A 17,091-nucleotide genomic window follows, 5' to 3' on the forward strand; every position below is an offset into this window, starting at 1 on the left:
TTTTGTCAAACGCGTTTGAAATTTGGTTTAACTCTTTTGAAGGTGGTGTGCCGCGTGCAAGTAGTCGTTCGCGATAACAATGTAGATCAAGCTCTTCGAGCTTTGAAAAAGAAACTTCAACGCGAAGGTGTATTTCGTGAAATGAAGTTGCGTAACTACTATGAAAAACCTTCTGAGAAAAGAGCCCGTCAAAAGGCTGAAGCTGTGCGCCGCGCCCGTAAATTGGCTCGCAAGCGCTTACAGCGTGAAGGTTTGGTTACACCTGGTCGTTAATAGGCGTACCAGTTCATAGCTAGAGAATTAAAAAACGCCGCTGATTTTTCAGCGGCGTTTTTCTTTGTTCATTGATGGATAATTGTCGCAGCTATTCAATAGCTCCTGTCAGCACCTGTTCCAACGCCTCTTTAAACACCTCATCCGGCTGGGCGCCGGAAAGCCCATATTTATTGCCTAGAATAAAGAACGGCACACCTTGAATGCCCTGTTGGGATGCGCTTAAGGCAGCCTTTTCAACTTCCTTTTGCAGGTCTTCGCGCTCAACCAGCGCCAATACTTCTTCACGGGTGAACCCATGTGCAACGCCTATTTCAACCAGCACGTCAATATCCGATATATTGAGCGCATCCACGTAACACGCGTGGCTCATCGCCATCGATATCTCATGCTGCGTACCCTTTGCCTCAGCCGCTGCAATCAGCACTTGAGCCGCTTGGGACGGGTAGCGCATTTTTTGCTTGCGCATATCCAAATCAAGGCCAGACTTCTTGGCTTCCTCTTCCAAACGGTCCCACATGGGGGCCGGGTCCGTGCCATATTTCCGACGCAGCATGGTTTCAACGTCCTCCCCCTCCTTGGTCGCGTCTGCATCCAGCAAATAAGGGTGATGGAAAATGTCGACCTTCACGTCACCGGGCAGCGCCGCGACAGCCTTGTTCAAACGGTGAAGGCCAACCAAGCACCATGGGCATACGGGATCAGAAAATATATCGATGCGCAATTCAGCCATTTGGCACTCCTTGTTTTGCTTTTCGAGCTCTCAATACTAAAGCAATGCGGAAACGACAAATCAAACCTTTGGGAGCAGATGGTGCCGGTTTACTTTCCAGACTTTATCAGCCCAACGGCTTTGCGGAATTTAACAATATGGTCGGCAATACCAGTTTGCTCCGTATTGGTCCAATAGCGCGTATGCGTAATCAACCGCAACCCAGCGAGCCCGAATTTTGAGTACGTAATGCGCACTTTGTGTTCCAAAATGCCCCGCCCAAAAAGCTGTAGACCACTTACTGGACCACCCAACACATCGCCTTGCCAAAAGAACAAGGGATGATGCTCATCAAACATATTGCTCCATTTGACGGCCGAAAACACCGCGCCATGATGGGCATATGCCCGCGGGGCCTTCAGCGCCCATTCCGCAGTTGTTTCTGGAATTGGCATACCCGCATATTCTTCGTTGAATTCCAGTTTGTCGGGCGTATAGAGCACGCCAAAGTCTTCATTGTAGGGACGTGGCGGAACCACTGGAAATAAACGTTCTTCTTTCAGTTTTTCAAAATTTTCAACGCCGCGCGCAATCAGAAATTGGGCATGGCTCAAAGGCGAGCCAAAAGATACAAAATCGGTGATCTTCCAATAGGATCGAGATTTATGGCCGTGCTTATTTTCAACTGGACCTGATATCCGAATGGCTTTGGTGACATTGGCTTGAATGGCTTGATAGGACGCTATGGTCAGGGAATTCCAATAACGACTTTGATGGTTATTGACAAAAACATCATGCTCAAACAGCGCCTGCCGAACCCGGTCTGTCGGCGGGTTCTCATTGGTCGGCCCAAGCTCTTCCCACAGCAAATGCAAAATATCGTAAGCAACGACTGAACCAAGCGAATGCGCCACAACGACGATACGGTCATAGGTTGGATCATGATGCAGGTCGCGCAACAGGCTAAGACCACGTTCACGCACGTCATGACGGCGTTTCACTGTATCTGGATGCGCACCCATATAACCGGCCACATCGCCCAGATAGGGCAAAAAGAACATGCCCGTCAGGATGGTGACCAACAACGTACCCCCGACCACAGCAGACCGCACTTCCACTCCGCCAATACCAAACAACGTATAATAGACAAGCGTGGTGATCACCGCATAAGCGGGCCAGCGCAAAATCCAGCGCAAGTTTGGCACCAAACGCGCCAAACCAACCATCAGCCCAAGATTAAGCACCCCCAAAAAGCCAATTTGCCAAACATTTAGCCGTGCTGAACCGCCGTCCAAATTCCACCAATGCAATTCAAACATGGTGCCAAGCCCTAACAGCACAACGCCAAAAGCGACCAAACCGATTAAAACGATCAGAAAACATAAGGCGGCCCAGGGCCAAACCATACGGTCCACGACATATCCGGGGCGCACCATAATGATGCGCAAAAGCCAACGCCAAAGATTACGCAACTTTGCATCGTCCAGCACATCCGCATAATAAAACTCAAAGAAATCAGTGCGCTTGCCGTCCTTTGCAGGCGGCGTGGTGATGCGCTGTAAATCGTGGCTGCCAGTCTTAAGGTCAGGCACGATCCAGCTTTTGTTGCCGTCTGGTCCAATGTGGCGATCACCTTCATTCAGAACGGATTTATCCGTGGTCCAAAGCGTTTCAACGATGCGACGCATCATGCCCATGGGCCGCTGTTCGCCCATGCCATGCACCACCACAATTGCTTGCTTTTCACCTGCCACTGATTATTGCCCTTGCCTGAAATGCTTAAAGATTACGGTGTACCAGTTTGCTGACGAAAACAAGTTCAGCCCCGCTCAAACCTTGTTGGCAATTACTCATTTTTCACTGAGATAATGTGATGCGTTCTCTCGTGCTCGCTCCAATAGCGCGTACAATTGATCACTCTCCTTAGGCGCAAAGTCAGACAATAATGCAGCATTCACTTGCTTGTAGAGTGTGCGCAGATGCTCTTTTTCTTTCGCCTTATTTGTAGCGGAAACCAACACAGAACGCGCATCGCTGCACGACGTGCATTTTTCCACCCATCCAGCCTTTTCCATTCGATCAACAAGCCGCGAAACTGCTGGCTTTTCACTCCGCATATAGCGTGCCAACTCGCCAACACTTACCTCATCGCGTCGCCACAAAACGCCCAGCACAATCCATTGTTGTGGCGTTAGGTCATGCGGCTCCAACAAACGAGCCAGAATTTGCTGCGCCCGTGCCGCCGTTACCGACACCAATCTGCCCAACGAATCTGGCGGTGGTTCAATCGACTTTTTTGACATTTCGCTTTTTAGTTTACATGGAACACAAATTGTATTACATGTAACGTAACATAAAGCAGCTCTTTTGCAATCGCTTTGACAAAGTAAGGAAACGGAATGGATCAACTAGACGTCAAAAAATATTCGCGCACTGCACGTGCGCTGCATTGGGCGCTAGCGATATTGCTCATAGCGCTTTTGATTGCCGGGACCATTTCGGCCAATACAACAGATGAAGTGCTGAAATTTAGCATCATCAAATTGCACGCCCCGCTGGGCCTGCTTGCCGGTATTTTATTGCTGGTACGTACCTATTTTGCTTTTCGTCATGCCCGCCCAGCACCCGATCCAAATTGGTCATTCGCTGTCAAATGGGGATCAAAAATCATCCACATCTTGTTGTATGTGTTTCCGCTTGCACTTGTTGGATCAGGCGTAGCCACGCTAGTGCTTTCTGGTCTTGGCGACATATTGCGACTGGGCAAGCCAGAAATCTGGCCAGAACTATCAGGCATAGTTTCAGCAAGTGCACACAGCATATTTTCAAAACTGTTTTTGGCCAGCCTCGTGCTACATATCGGCGGTGCGATCTATCATCAGTACATTGCAAAAGACAATTTGCTCGCGCGCATGATGCCGAGCAAATAAACAAAAAGGGCGCTCAAAAAGCGCCCTTTCAAATTTTCAAAGACTAGCGAAACTAATGCCCGAAAGCCTTCACAATGTTTTCCGTCATTTTTTTGGCATCACCGAACAACATCATTGTATTGTCACGGAAGAACAATTCGTTCTGAACCCCCGCATAACCCGCAGACATACCGCGCTTGATGAACAACACCGTTCCCGCATTTTCAACATCCAAAACCGGCATGCCGTAGATCGGCGAGGTCTTGTCAGTTTTCGCTGATGGGTTGGTGACGTCGTTCGCCCCAATCACAAAAGCAACGTCTGACTGCGCGAACTCTGAGTTGATGTCTTCCAACTCAAAAACCTCATCATATGGCACGTTCGCTTCGGCTAGCAGCACGTTCATATGCCCCGGCATCCGCCCGGCAACAGGGTGGATCGCATATTTGATCTCCACTCCTTCCGCTTTAAGCAAATCGCACATTTCACGCAACGCATGTTGAGCTTGGGCAACCGCCATGCCGTAACCAGGCACGATGATCACTTTACCAGCGTTTTTCATCATGAAAGCCGCATCATCTGCTGAGCCTTGCTTGACCGGACGCGTTTCTTCCTCGCCACCAGCGGCAGCACCACCGTCGCCACCAAAGCCACCAAGGATCACAGAGATAAACGAACGGTTCATCGCTTTACACATGATGTAGGAAAGAATCGCACCAGAGGAGCCCACCAGCGCACCGGTGATGATCAACGCCGTATTGCCGAGCGTAAAGCCAATACCAGCCGCAGCCCAACCCGAATATGAGTTGAGCATCGACACAACCACTGGCATGTCCGCACCACCAATTGGGATAATCATCAAACCACCCAACACAAGCGCCAAGACCGTAATTGCCCAAAACCACATTGGGTCGCCGCTTATTGTGAACTGCCAAACCAAATAGACCAACAATACCCCAAGAGCGATATGCAAAGCATGGCGCATGGGCAAAATGATCGGTTTACCTGACATGTTGCCGTTAAGCTTAGCAAACGCGATTACAGAACCTGTGAACGTAAAAGCACCAATCGCCACACCAAGGCTCATTTCAACTAACGCTTGCGCGTGGATTTGACCGTCGGTGGCTATGCCAAAGGCGTCTGGTGCATAAAGTGCGGCCGCGGCAACAAACACGGCGGCCAAACCAACAAGCGAGTGGAACGCCGCCACAAGTTGGGGCATATCTGTCATCGCAATACGACGGGCCATTACAGCACCGATTGTGCCACCAATGCCGATACCACCGATGATCAATGCCCAAGACAGCATGTCAGTTGGTGCGGCTACTGCCAGAGTTGTGACAATCGCAATGCCCATACCTATGATGCCATAGGTATTGCCACGACGCGCGGTTGCTGGAGAAGAAAGGCCCCGAAGCGCCATAATGAAGAGCATCCCAGAAACGAGGTACAATAGAGCTGCAATATTTGCGGAAATCATATCGCTTACCCCTTCTTCTTATACATGGCGAGCATGCGTTGCGTGACCATAAAGCCACCAAAAATATTGACGCTGGCAAACACCAAAGCCAAAAACCCAAACGCTTTGGAAATCCAATTCCCATCCGCCGCCAATTGCACGCCAACCGCGAGCAAAGCACCAACCACAATCACCGAAGAGATCGCGTTCGTCACGCTCATCAATGGGGTATGCAAAGCCGGGGTCACTGACCACACAACGAAATAGCCGACAAAAATTGCCAGCACAAAAATTGCCAACCGGAAAATGAAGGGGTCAATTGTGCCGCCCGATGCCGCAGATGCCGCAGCGCCAGTGGCGGTCGATAGTTGATCTAATGTTGCAATCATGATTTCGCTCCCTTCTTATCCGCAAAGGCCGGATGCACAACAGCGCCATCACGCGTCAGTTGTGTTGCGGCGACCAGTTCGTCTTCTGGGTTCACCGCCAATGCATTTGTTTCCTGATCGACAAGTGTCTCAAGGAAAGAATATAGGTTTTTCGCATAGAGCTGGGACGCAGACGAAGCTACCCGGCCCGCCATATTTTCAAACCCAATGATTTTGACGCCCTTATGGTCAACAATTTCATTAAGTTTTGCGCCTTCAATATTGCCGCCACGTTCAACAGCTAAATCAACAAGCACCGACCCCGGTGCCATGGATTCAACCATCTTTTTGGTGATCAAACGCGGCGCCGGACGGCCCGGAATAAGCGCTGTGGTAATCACCACATCTTGCTTGGCAATATGGGTCGCCACAAGCTCGGCTTGCTTGGCCTGGTATTCTTGGCTCATTTCTTTGGCGTAACCGCCAGAGGTTTCAGCCTGCTTGAACTCTTCGTCTTCAACCGCGACAAATTTGCCGCCCAAAGATTCAACTTGTTCTTTTGCAGCCGGACGCACGTCCGTTGCCGACACAATCGCGCCCAGACGTTTTGCAGTGGCTATGGCTTGCAGACCCGCAACACCAGCTCCCATAACAAAGGCCTTCGCCGGACGAATTGTGCCCGCAGCCGTCATCATCATCGGGAACGCCCTATCAAAGGTAACTGCGGCTTCAATGACGGCTTGATAGCCTGCAAGGTTGGCTTGCGAGGACAATACATCCATCACCTGCGCCCGGGTAATCCGGGGCATAAACTCCATGGAAAATACGCCAAACCCAGCCTTTGCCAATGCAGCAATGTCTTTTTCATTGCCGAATGGGTCCATTTGGCCGATAACCAACGCCCCTTTCGCAGCTCCCTTTAGAGAGGTGGCCGTCGGTCGACGCACAGTCAACACAACATTCGCGCCTTTTAGCGTAGCCGATGCGGTGGCAGAAACAGTTGCTCCCGCTTCTTTATATTCTGCATCAGGAATTTTAGAACCTTCGCCAGCTCCCTTTTCGACGCTAACTTTAGCGCCGAGCCCGATATATTTTTTTACCGTTTCCGGTGTGGCCGCCACACGGGCTTCGTTGGCGGCAGTTTCGCGTATAATCGCTATCTTCATGCCTTACTCCCTGGGCTTACAAGCAGCCCAAACGCATTAACAAAAATGCGCCGCCCCCACATTTGCGGCACGCCAAACTCGTGACCTATTAGGCCACGAGGAAGAAATACATCAACACAAGAACCACAACGATGCCGATGGTTGAGTATTTAAAAACATTCATGACGCTTGAAAACGTCTTAGATTGTTCTTCAAAAAGTTTTTCTGCTTCAGTGCTCATCAATTTCTCCATTTAATCAGTTCATATATGAACGCGATCAAGCGTCCAATTCTTCCAACTCGTCAATTAGACCTTCGATCATCGAAAGACCCAGTGACCAGAAATTCGAGTCTTTGGCATCCAAGCCAAATGGTGCCAACAATTCCGAATGATGTTTGGACCCGCCAGCGCGCAACAAGTCAAGATAGCGCTGTGCAAATCCGTCCTCCGATTTTTGATATTGCGCATAAAGCGAATTCACCAAGCAATCGCCAAACGCATAGGCATACACATAAAATGGCGCATGAATGAAATGCGGAATATATGACCAAAAGCTCTCATAGCCTTCGTTCAGAATAACAGACGGGCCAAGGCTTTCCTTGCTCACGTCCACCCACATTTGGTTCAGCTCTTCAGATCGCAACTCGCCATTGCGCCGCGCCGTATGTACTTTGCGCTCAAAACTATAGAACGAAATTTGCCGGACAACGGTGTTCAGCATGTCCTCAACCTTACCCGCCAACAGCGCAAACCGGGCTTTTTTGTCGGTTGTTGCGTCCAGCAAAGAACGGAAAGTCAGCATTTCACCAAACACACTTGCCGTTTCAGCTAATGTCAAAGGTGTTGATGCCATCAATGGCCCTTGATCTGCTGCCAACACCTGGTGAACACCGTGGCCCAATTCGTGCGCCAGCGTCATCACGTCCCGCGCTTTACCCATATAGTTGAGCATCAAATAGGGGTGTGCGCTTGGCACCGTGGGGTGCGCGAACGCGCCCGGAGCCTTGCCTTCACGCACAGGCGCATCGATCCAGCCAGAGCCAAAGAACGGTTGTGCAATCTCGGCCAATTCTGGGGAGAACTTACCATAGGCCGACATCACCATGTCGGTGGCTTCATCCCAATTGAACAAACGGTCATCATCGTTCGGCAATGGCGCGTTGCGGTCCCATGCGTTCAGCTTTTCCATACCGAACCATTTTGCCTTCATCGCATAATAGCGGTGAGACAATTTTGGGTATGCTTCGCGCACTGCACCTTCAAGCGCATCAACAACGTCGCGTTCGACAGAATTGGCAAGGTGACGACTGTCCGCCACATCTTCATACCCGCGCCAACGATCAGAAATTTCTTTATCCTTGGCCAACACATTGGTGATGTGGGTAAACAAACGCTGGTTTTCGCCCAAAGTACCGACCAGCCCCTTAAACGCAGCTTCGCGCTTTGTGCCATCCTTGTCGGTCATCTGGGTCAGAGTTGGCTCAAGCGACAGTTTTTTGCCATCAACGTCAAACTTAAGGCTGGCCATCGTTTCATCAAACAAACGGTTCCAAGCGGACCGACCTGTCACCGATTTGTCATGAAACAGCTCTTCAACCCGGTCCTCAAGCTGATACGGTTTTGCTTTGCGCAATTCGATAAACCACGGCTTGTAGCGCGCCAACAATGTGTCTTTTTCAAACGCCGCATCCAAAATCGCATCGTCGATCCGGTTCATTTCAAGCGTGAAGAACAATAAGGGCGTTGAAAAGCTGGTGAGCTTTTCGTTCATATCACCCATGAACTTCGCCCGGTCAGGGTCGGATGTGTTTTGGGCATATTGCAGATAGGCAAACGAGCCCAGGCGTCCCATCTTGTCAGACAGCGCCTCATAGCGTGTGATCGTGTTGATCAGGCCACCATTTTTGGCCAATTCTTCCAGCTTGCCCTTAAAGTCCTGTGCAAACTGCTTGGCCTCCGCTTCACAATGAGCAATATCGGCCTGGATCTCATCGCTTTGCACATCCGGATACAGATCGGATAGGTCCCACTCCGGCAAATTACCAAATTCTACGCCTGGCTTTTGTTCAGCCGCCGCACCAAATACAACTTTATTCATCTGTAATACGTATCTCCGAAAAAACTTTGCGCAAACACTAACATATTCGCATCGCTTGTGAAGGGGCGGGATTGCACGATATGTGCGCTATGGTTTTGCGTAGCGCACAAATAATTGGGGGGTGACAGGATAAAGAGGTCGCACCATATTGGTGACCAACCCACGAGAGGCGAAAATTATGTTTGCAGTAATATTGATGCTTGGTTCATTTGTTTGGGTTGTGAGTGAACTCACTGAACTCACACAGGGCGGCTACACAGCTCTTAATTCAACAATTTCAGCAATAGCGTTTGCTTTAATCGCTGCTGGCGTTTTTGCGATCTGGCCAGCCGTCGGCAAAGACATTATCGGTCGCGCCGGTATAATGCTGGTCAGCGTAGGCATGTGGGTTTTTACGCTGATCGCATTGCTGGTCATTGGCTCAGGGGTCACCTCAGATGCACAAATCGCCCAATCGACATTGTTTTTAGTCGCAGGAACAGCGGTTACTCTGGGTGCATTAGCGCTCGGCATATGGATCATCACAAAATCAGAATTGCCTAACTGGGTTGGCATCACGCTTATTCTGGTGACCATATTTAGCATAGGCGTTGCCTTCGTTCCTGCGCTCACGCCCTATCAGCCATTTTCAAACTTAGGCCTTGCCACTCTCCTATTTTGGCTTGGGTTTTCCATGCAGGTGATGAACCAAAAGTCCAAAACGATCGTTACATGAACAATTATGCTTAAACCACTGTTAAGAACTCCACCCTAACCTGCTCCAAAATAGAACAGTTCTATGATTCGCCACGTTTAGCCCCGGGGTGAGATCATCATTGATTGCGAGTTTTATCACGAATGGCCAAAGTCCTGATTATTGACGATGACCCAGTGCAATGTCGTCTGAGCACTGAAATTCTTAAAGCAAACGGCTATGACGCGTTTGAGGCCCTGTCGGGGCCGTCTGGTCTACAAATCCTTGAAGAAACCACAATCGACGCTGTAATTCTTGATCTGGTGATGCCGGAAATGGACGGCATGGCGGTGATGAACGAAATGACAAAACGCGGCATGAAGCATCCCGTAATTGTGCAAACGGCGAACTCATCAATTGAGACCATCGTCACCGCAATACGCCACGGCGCCGTTGATTTTTTCGTAAAACCAGTTGCCCCAGAGCGCTTGACCATTTCTTTGCAAAACGCACTGAAACGACAAAGTCTTGAAACCTGTCTGCGCACCGAGCGCAATCGATTGTCAGGCCATTTCGGGTTTGATGATATCATCACAAAATCACCTGTTATGAACCGCGTGAAAGAGCTCGGCTCAAAAGCTGGCGCATCCAACATCCCTGTTTTAATTGAGGGGGAAAGCGGCACCGGCAAGGAACTGGTGGCGCGTGCCATCCAAGCCAGCTCAAAGCGCGCCAATAAGCCTTTTGTCACAGTCAATTGTGGCGCCATTCCACCAAATCTCGTCGAATCGATTCTGTTCGGCCACAAAAAAGGATCGTTTACGGGCGCAATAAGCGACCAAAAAGGCAAGTTCCAAGAAGCCGATGGTGGCACGCTATTCCTGGATGAAATCGGCGAATTGCCGCTCGATATGCAAGTGAAATTGTTACGCGCCCTACAAGAAGGTGAAATCGAACCTGTCGGTGCAACAAAAATTGAAAAAGTCGACGTGCGTATCGTTTCCGCCACCAATAAGCGTCTGCTCAATCTCACCAAAGAAGGTCATTTCCGCGAAGACCTGTATTATCGACTAAACGTCTTTCCGATTTATTTGCCACCCCTGCGCGAACGAATGGATGATCTGGACGCACTTATTGCCCATTTCATCGCGCGCTTTGCGTCCGAAGAGGGACGACAAATCTCACAATGCAATTCTGCAGCATTATCGCTTCTAAAGAGCTACGACTGGCCGGGCAATGTACGCCAATTGGAAAACACAATTTATCGCGCGGTCGTTTTGGCCGGCAGCGCTGAGTTAGAGCCCAGCGACTTCCCCCAAATTGGCGCAACCATTGCAGGAGCCGAAAAGATCCGATCCCAATTGGCAAGCCATCCACATATGTCAGTCCCTGTGCATATTGATGATCTGTCTATACCTTCACCAAGCGAACAACAGCCCGACATGAAAGAAAAAGACCGGTTTGTCGGCCAAGATGGTGACATCGAACCTCTTGTGCATGTGGAGCGCGACCTTATCGCCTTTGCCTTAGATCAGTACCACGGCAAAATGAGTGCAGTTGCACGTGCATTGGGTATTGGGCGTTCCACGCTTTACCGAAAAATCAAGGAATATGGGTTAGAAGAAAGCGACGCGGCCTAGTATTTTGCAATTTGGCCGTGCAATTTTACGGTAACAAAAATGCGAAAAGCTTGGTTTTGCTCCAAACTCGACGTATAAATTACCGACATTTAGTGTTTGTTGAATGCGTTGTTAGCTAATGACGCAATAAAAGCGTGTTTTGGCAAGAGCTTGTGCCATTATGTGCGTCCGGCTTGGAGGAATGACAATGGGTTGCAAATTTCGTTCGTTGATTCTGGCATGTGGTCTTGTGAGTTTGGGCTCATGGGGTGCCATGGCCCAAGAAACCATTTTGGTCAATGGAATTGAAGCAACTCGGGTTGTTATCGGTCCTGCAATTTCCCCGCTCGCAAAAATCATTAAAACCGGCCTTCGCGAAGACTATTATGGTGCAAAGTCCGGAACCCGGACCTGGGAAAACGCGCAAAGCCTTTACTATTTTTATGGTGCGCGAAATTTTGAACCGCTTTGGCTTGAAAAAAGCACCGACCAGGTCGCCTTTTCATCAAAAGCGCAAGCCGTCATTGACCTGTTTAAAAACGCAGAATTTGAAGGCCTTCGCACAACCGACTATTTGACGGGCAAACTTGATATTGCCGGTGCCCAAGGCGATCCGCAAAAATTAGCGCTGGTTGAAGTTGCGTTCACAGATGCAGCCATACTTTACGCCCAACATGCCGCGAGCGGCCGCATCGCACCAAGTGCTGTTTCCCGGTCGATATCGTTGCGTCCAACGCAAGTTGATCTCGCAAAACTGCGCATTGACCTGGTCAGCTCCAACAATCCAGCCGCCCTACTACAAAGCATGCACCCCACCCACCCAGAGTTTTTGGGGCTACGCGCCGAATTGTCCAAACGCATAGCAGGACCTGAGATTGAGCAAATCATTGTGCCAGATGGTAAATTGATTAAACTTGGATTCTCGGACCAGCGGCTGCCAATTCTTCGCCAAAGACTTGATCTGACATTGGTCGATGCATCAAAAGAGCTCGTCTACGACGCCCAAGTAGAAGAAGCGGTGAAAAAATTCCAAACCTCTATCGGGATCAATGGAGATGGGGTCGTTGGTCCAGCAACAGTTGCCGCCCTAAACGGCGCGCAGGGCGCAAGCGTTGAGGACATTGTCGCCAATATGGAACGCTGGCGCTGGATGCCAAAGGACCTCGGAGATTTCAACGTCTTTGTAAATATTCCAGAATATCGATTGCAGGTCGTCAAATCCGGCATTGTTCAACATGAAACGCGTGTTGTGGTCGGCAAACCTGAATTCAAAACACCGATATTTTCGGATGAGATCGAGCATGTCGTCGTCAATCCCTATTGGAATGTGCCGTCGTCAATCGCCACCAATGAACTTTTACCCAGCGCCATCGGCAATCCAAATTATTTCGAGAGCAAAAACTATGAACTGCTTGCTGGCGGCAAGGTGATTAACGCGTCGTCAATTGATTGGGCAAATGTCAATATCAAGAAGCCGCCATTCCGCATTCGCCAGCGGCCAGGCCGCGACAATGCATTGGGCTCCATCAAATTTTTATTCCCCAACAAACATGCGGTCTATCTGCACGACACACCATCCAAATCCCTATTCAACTCAAGCAGACGCGCTTACTCGCACGGTTGTGTGCGTGTGCAGAACCCGCTTGAATTTGCCGATGCACTATTGCGCTATGAGCCAAGCCTAAGTTTGGAAAAAATAAAAGGCATGATGGGCAAAAATGAGAAATGGAATAATCTTAAAAACAAAATTCCGGTACACCTTGCCTATTTCACACTTCGGATTGATGCTGACGGCACCGTGCGCAGCTTTGGTGATGTCTACGGCCACAACACGAAGCTCAAAGCGTTGCTTAAGGGCTAGAACGGCCTGAATACGGCAATACCTTCGCGTACAGATTAACTGTGCCGGGCAAATTGCCAAAGATGCCTTGGTTCGGCCCCTTTTCTTCTCCATGTTTAAGGGGTAAGTTTCTCTTACTTGGTTTAACTCTTGGGGTAGCATTCGTTCTGATCGTTAACAAAATCGCATCTTGTTTGGTGTAACTTGCATTAAATTGTAGCGTTAAGGGCGTCCGAAATTGTTTGGTACATTGGGCACACTCTCAAAATGCGCGATAAAACGCGCTCTATTTTTGCTGATTACCACTTTATTTGTGGCAGCTGGGTTGGCCAGCCCCGCAGCTGCTGCGCGCGATCGCACGCTATATCTGTACTACACCCACACCAAAGAAACCGCCAAAATCACCTTCAAGCGCGACGGTCGCTATGACAAAAAGGGCTTGGCAGAACTCAACTATTTCTTACGAGATTGGCGCCGCAACGAATCCGCGAAAATGGACCCACGTCTGTTTGATCTGGTGTGGGAAACATACCAAGAGGTAGGTGCCACACAGCCAATCAACGTGGTTTCTGCTTATCGTTCACCCCAGACCAACGAAATGTTGCGCTCACGCTCCAGCGCTGTTGCAAAAAATTCCAATCACACGCGCGGGTTGGCCCTGGACTTTTTTATCCCCGGCGTTTCCCTTACCAAGTTGCGTCAAGTCGCCATGAAAAAGCAGATGGGTGGCGTGGGTTATTACCCAACGTCAGGCAGTCCATTTGTACACTTGGACACCGGCAGCGTTCGCGCTTGGCCGCGCATGACAACAGCGCAATTAAAGAAACTATTCCCCAAGGGCAAAACCCTTCATATCCCATCCAACGGCGTAGTATTGTCGCAAACGGGCTATGCCACCGCACAGGCTGACTATAAGCGGTGCAAACAAATACCCTGCAATGGATCGACCACCCGGCTTGCCAGCGCTGAAAATGCAAAATCGGCGGGTGGGTCAGGCCGCACATTGCTTGATGTGCTTTTTGGACGTGACAACGACAAAGTTGAAGTTGCCAAAAGGCCCACAAAAATCAGTGCGCCAATTCAAGTCGCAGCTTTGGATCAATTGCCCCCCAAGCGCCCGACATCATTATCAAAACAGTTTGAAGACCCCCAAACGCTACCGCCCTTACCAACGGACAGCGACAGCGAAGACCTCTTGGTCGCCGTTGCACCACCTATCAAACCAGAAGCGATCAAGTTAGCTACAGCATCCTTGGGCGTCCCTGCGCAAGCCAGCGAAACACTATCTTCCCGGTTTACCGTTGCATCTGTTGACCCTAACAGCGTCGTAAACCCGTCCCGCTTCACACTAGACGCCAAAAGCCAAGCTGAATTTGTACCTCAAGTTCCGATGCGCAAAGGTGCACTTCCTGATCTATATGCCGCAGATGCGCTGCTCGCGGCCTATGCGCCAGCGCAATCAGCTTCGCCAGACGCCCAAAAGGCCCTGGAAATCATCTTGAACCGTCAGAACGGTGCGACAGAAATTCGTCAAGACGTCGCAATCGTGAACGCCAAATCACCGTTTACGCCGAATATTCGCGATGCACTGACTAATGCTAGTCTGAACACTGACCTTAGCGACTTTGGCAGCATTTTGCGCAACGTGAAGGTCGGAAACACAAAATCCGCTTTTGCACCAATATCAGCCAAGATCGATCAACGTCCGGGTGAGTTTTTCCCAGCCGATGGCGACGACAGTTTTGGCTTTGAAGTCGACCCCACAAATTTTGACAATGCTCGATTTGCAGTCATGTTTGAACCAGATGTTGGCGACCTGACCCCAACAACGGTGCTGGGCAACCAGACACAACTGGGCTTCACGGTGCGCAAACAAGCAGGTGTTGCAACCCAAATTGGCTTCAAAACAGCAAGTTCGCTATAAATTCCGACAATAATTGCAAAAAACAACGACCATTCGTCACCCACTGGTTGCACGTGTGTGTTAGTGGGTTTAAATCTCATTAGATCAGATGGGGCGCTCCAATTTCCCCGCTGCGTAAAGTGAGGCATGAGTGACAAATCGCCCTGAGACCCCAATTCTGGATAGCATCACCAAGATGGATGATCTGCGGGAATTGCCACGCGATCAAATCCGAAAACTGGCCGATGAAGTGCGCGCCGAAATGATCGATGCTGTGTCCGTCACAGGCGGACATTTGGGCGCAGGACTTGGTGTTGTTGAACTCACCGTCGCACTGCATCATGTATTCAACACGCCAGATGACAAAATTATCTGGGATGTTGGTCACCAAGCATATCCCCACAAAATCCTTACCGGGCGTCGCGACAAAATGCGCACGTTGCGAAAAGAAGGTGGAATATCGGGGTTTACGAAACGCGGCGAAAGCGAATGTGATCCTTTTGGTGCAGGCCATTCCTCTACCTCGATTTCAGCTGGGTTGGGCATGGCCGTTGCCGCCGACCTAAAATATGAAAAACGCAACATTATCGCCGTCATTGGCGATGGCGCCATGTCAGCTGGCATGGCCTATGAAGCCATGAACAATGCCGGCGCGATGGATGCGCGGCTGATTGTGATATTGAACGACAACGACATGTCAATCGCACCACCCACTGGCGCCATGAGCGCCTATTTGGCGCGGCTGGTTTCGGGTAAAGCCTATCGTTCGATCCGTGAGATCGCAAAAGGGCTAACCGACCACCTGCCAAAATTCGTCTCCGAAAAGGCGCGCAAAACCGAAGAATATGCGCGCGGGTTTTGGACCGGTGGCACCTTATTTGAGGAATTGGGGTTTTACTATATTGGTCCAATTGACGGGCACAATCTTGATCACCTCTTGCCCATTTTGGACAATGTGCGTGACGCCGAAAATGGCCCCATTCTCATCCATGTCGTGACGCAAAAGGGCAAAGGCTACGAACACGCCGAAAATGCAGCGGATAAATATCACGGCGTTTCAAAATTCAACGTGATCACAGGCGCGCAATCCAAGCCAGTGTCCAACGCCCCTTCTTATACAAGTGTTTTTGCTGATAGTCTGATCCAGGAAGCTGAGCTTGATGAGCGCATCGTCGCAATAAACGCCGCTATGCCCTCGGGCACCGGTTTGGATAAGTTCGCCAAACAATTCGGTCACCGCTGTTTTGACGTCGGCATCGCCGAACAACATGCCGTAACATTTGCCGCCGGCTTGGCCACCGAGGGCCTGAGCCCGTTTTGTGCGATCTATTCCACCTTCCTGCAACGGGGTTACGACCAAGTGGTGCATGATGTGGCAATACAAAATCTGCCCGTACGCTTTGCCATTGACCGCGCAGGATTTGTCGGCGCAGACGGTCCAACCCACGCGGGTGCGTTCGACACCGCATATTTGGGCGCAATCCCCAATATGGTGCTGATGGCACCGGGCGACGAAGCCGAATTAAAACACATGGTACGCACCGCCGCAGAATTTGACGAACACCCAATTGCGTTTAGGTTTCCACGCGGTGAAGGGGTTGGCGTCGAAATGCCAAGTCGCGGCAAATTCTTGGAAATTGGCAAAGGCCGCATTTTGCGCGAAGGTAGCTCCGTGGCCCTATTGTCATTTGGTGGCCGCCTGTCTGAAACACTTGCAGCAGCTGACATGCTTTCGACATTTGGCATTTCGGCAACGGTTGCCGATGCGCGTTTTGCTAAGCCGCTTGATGTTGAAATGGTCGAGCGCCTCGCCAACGAACATGAAGTGCTGATCACAATTGAAGAAGGATCAATCGGAGGCTTTGGCAGTTTCGTGTTGAACCACCTCGCACTGCAAGGGCTGTTGGACGGTGGTTTAAGATGCCGCCCGATGTTTATTCCAGACAAGCATTTTGATCACGCCGCACAAGACAAAATGTACGCCCAGGCGGGCCTTGATCGTAACGCAATCGCAGCAACCGCAATGCGCGCCATTGGCAATGAAAAAGCCGCCAATCAAGTCATGTCTGGACTGATCGACGGCCGGTAGTT

The 17,091-nt window shown here is 50.2% G+C and carries 15 protein-coding genes; 7 read left to right on the forward strand and 8 right to left on the reverse strand.

Features of this window, described 5'->3' with window-relative positions:
- Positions 1 to 54 precede the first annotated feature (54 nt).
- Entirely contained in the window at positions 55 to 273 is a 219-nt protein-coding gene (rpsU, locus tag ACJAZW_RS01150) for a 30S ribosomal protein S21 (RefSeq protein WP_415155110.1), read from the forward strand.
- Positions 274 to 364: 91 nt separating this feature from the next.
- On the opposite strand, the gene ACJAZW_RS01155 is transcribed toward rpsU, so the two are convergent.
- From ACJAZW_RS01155 to ACJAZW_RS01165, 3 genes are all read right to left on the reverse strand, one after another.
- Positions 365 to 1,006 (reverse strand): DsbA family oxidoreductase, encoded by a 642-nt coding sequence (locus ACJAZW_RS01155; RefSeq protein WP_415155016.1) that lies wholly within the window; start codon positions 1,004 to 1,006, stop codon positions 365 to 367.
- A gap of 89 nt (positions 1,007 to 1,095) precedes the next feature.
- A complete protein-coding gene (locus tag ACJAZW_RS01160) occupies positions 1,096 to 2,739 on the reverse strand; it encodes a hypothetical protein (RefSeq protein ID WP_415155017.1) in 1,644 nt (547 codons plus the stop codon).
- A 96-nt stretch (positions 2,740 to 2,835) separates the two neighbouring features.
- Positions 2,836 to 3,288, reverse strand: a complete 453-nt coding sequence (locus tag ACJAZW_RS01165; protein WP_415155018.1) for a MarR family winged helix-turn-helix transcriptional regulator — start codon at positions 3,286 to 3,288, stop codon at positions 2,836 to 2,838.
- 96 nt (positions 3,289 to 3,384) lie between these two features.
- Here ACJAZW_RS01165 and ACJAZW_RS01170 point away from each other — a divergent pair, with 96 nt between their 5' ends.
- Complete coding sequence (locus tag ACJAZW_RS01170) at positions 3,385 to 3,915, forward strand: cytochrome b (RefSeq protein ID WP_415155019.1); 531 nt, start codon at positions 3,385 to 3,387, stop codon at positions 3,913 to 3,915.
- A gap of 52 nt (positions 3,916 to 3,967) precedes the next feature.
- Here ACJAZW_RS01170 and ACJAZW_RS01175 read toward each other — a convergent pair whose 3' ends face one another.
- The 5 genes from ACJAZW_RS01175 to ACJAZW_RS01195 all read right to left on the reverse strand — a co-directional run bounded on the left by ACJAZW_RS01175 (position 3,968) and on the right by ACJAZW_RS01195 (position 8,965).
- The gene (locus ACJAZW_RS01175) at positions 3,968 to 5,371 is read right to left on the reverse strand and encodes an NAD(P)(+) transhydrogenase (Re/Si-specific) subunit beta (protein ID WP_415155111.1); all 1,404 of its coding nucleotides are present in this window, start codon (positions 5,369 to 5,371) and stop codon (positions 3,968 to 3,970) included.
- A gap of 8 nt (positions 5,372 to 5,379) precedes the next feature.
- Complete coding sequence (locus tag ACJAZW_RS01180; RefSeq protein WP_415155020.1) at positions 5,380 to 5,742, reverse strand: proton-translocating transhydrogenase family protein; 363 nt, start codon at positions 5,740 to 5,742, stop codon at positions 5,380 to 5,382.
- On the reverse strand, positions 5,739 to 6,887 hold the full coding sequence (locus ACJAZW_RS01185) for a Re/Si-specific NAD(P)(+) transhydrogenase subunit alpha (RefSeq protein WP_415155021.1): 1,149 nt from the start codon (positions 6,885 to 6,887) through the stop codon (positions 5,739 to 5,741). Before ACJAZW_RS01185 ends, ACJAZW_RS01180 begins: the two co-directional genes overlap by 4 nt.
- 88 nt (positions 6,888 to 6,975) lie before the next feature.
- Positions 6,976 to 7,107 (reverse strand): aa3-type cytochrome c oxidase subunit IV, encoded by a 132-nt coding sequence (locus ACJAZW_RS01190; RefSeq protein WP_415155022.1) that lies wholly within the window; start codon positions 7,105 to 7,107, stop codon positions 6,976 to 6,978.
- A gap of 37 nt (positions 7,108 to 7,144) precedes the next feature.
- A complete protein-coding gene (locus ACJAZW_RS01195) occupies positions 7,145 to 8,965 on the reverse strand; it encodes a M3 family oligoendopeptidase (protein WP_415155023.1) in 1,821 nt (606 codons plus the stop codon).
- Between the two features lie 178 nt (positions 8,966 to 9,143).
- Between ACJAZW_RS01195 and ACJAZW_RS01200 the strand changes: the two genes are divergently transcribed.
- The 5 genes from ACJAZW_RS01200 to dxs all read left to right on the forward strand — a co-directional run bounded on the left by ACJAZW_RS01200 (position 9,144) and on the right by dxs (position 17,089).
- Entirely contained in the window at positions 9,144 to 9,680 is a 537-nt protein-coding gene (locus ACJAZW_RS01200) for a hypothetical protein (protein WP_415155024.1), read from the forward strand.
- A 122-nt stretch (positions 9,681 to 9,802) separates the two neighbouring features.
- Entirely contained in the window at positions 9,803 to 11,278 is a 1,476-nt protein-coding gene (locus tag ACJAZW_RS01205; protein WP_415155025.1) for a sigma-54-dependent transcriptional regulator, read from the forward strand.
- Between the two features lie 187 nt (positions 11,279 to 11,465).
- Positions 11,466 to 13,118 carry a L,D-transpeptidase family protein gene (locus ACJAZW_RS01210; RefSeq protein ID WP_415155026.1) on the forward strand — a complete coding sequence of 551 codons (1,653 nt, stop codon included), beginning with the start codon at positions 11,466 to 11,468 and terminating at the stop codon, positions 13,116 to 13,118.
- Between the two features lie 217 nt (positions 13,119 to 13,335).
- The gene (locus ACJAZW_RS01215; protein WP_415155027.1) at positions 13,336 to 15,021 is read left to right on the forward strand and encodes a DUF882 domain-containing protein; all 1,686 of its coding nucleotides are present in this window, start codon (positions 13,336 to 13,338) and stop codon (positions 15,019 to 15,021) included.
- 130 nt (positions 15,022 to 15,151) lie between these two features.
- On the forward strand, positions 15,152 to 17,089 hold the full coding sequence (gene dxs, locus ACJAZW_RS01220) for a 1-deoxy-D-xylulose-5-phosphate synthase (protein WP_415155028.1): 1,938 nt from the start codon (positions 15,152 to 15,154) through the stop codon (positions 17,087 to 17,089).
- Positions 17,090 to 17,091 lie beyond the last annotated feature (2 nt).

The sequence above is a fragment of the Maritalea sp. genome, from assembly GCF_047634455.1.
Lineage (GTDB): Bacteria > Pseudomonadota > Alphaproteobacteria > Rhizobiales > Devosiaceae > Maritalea.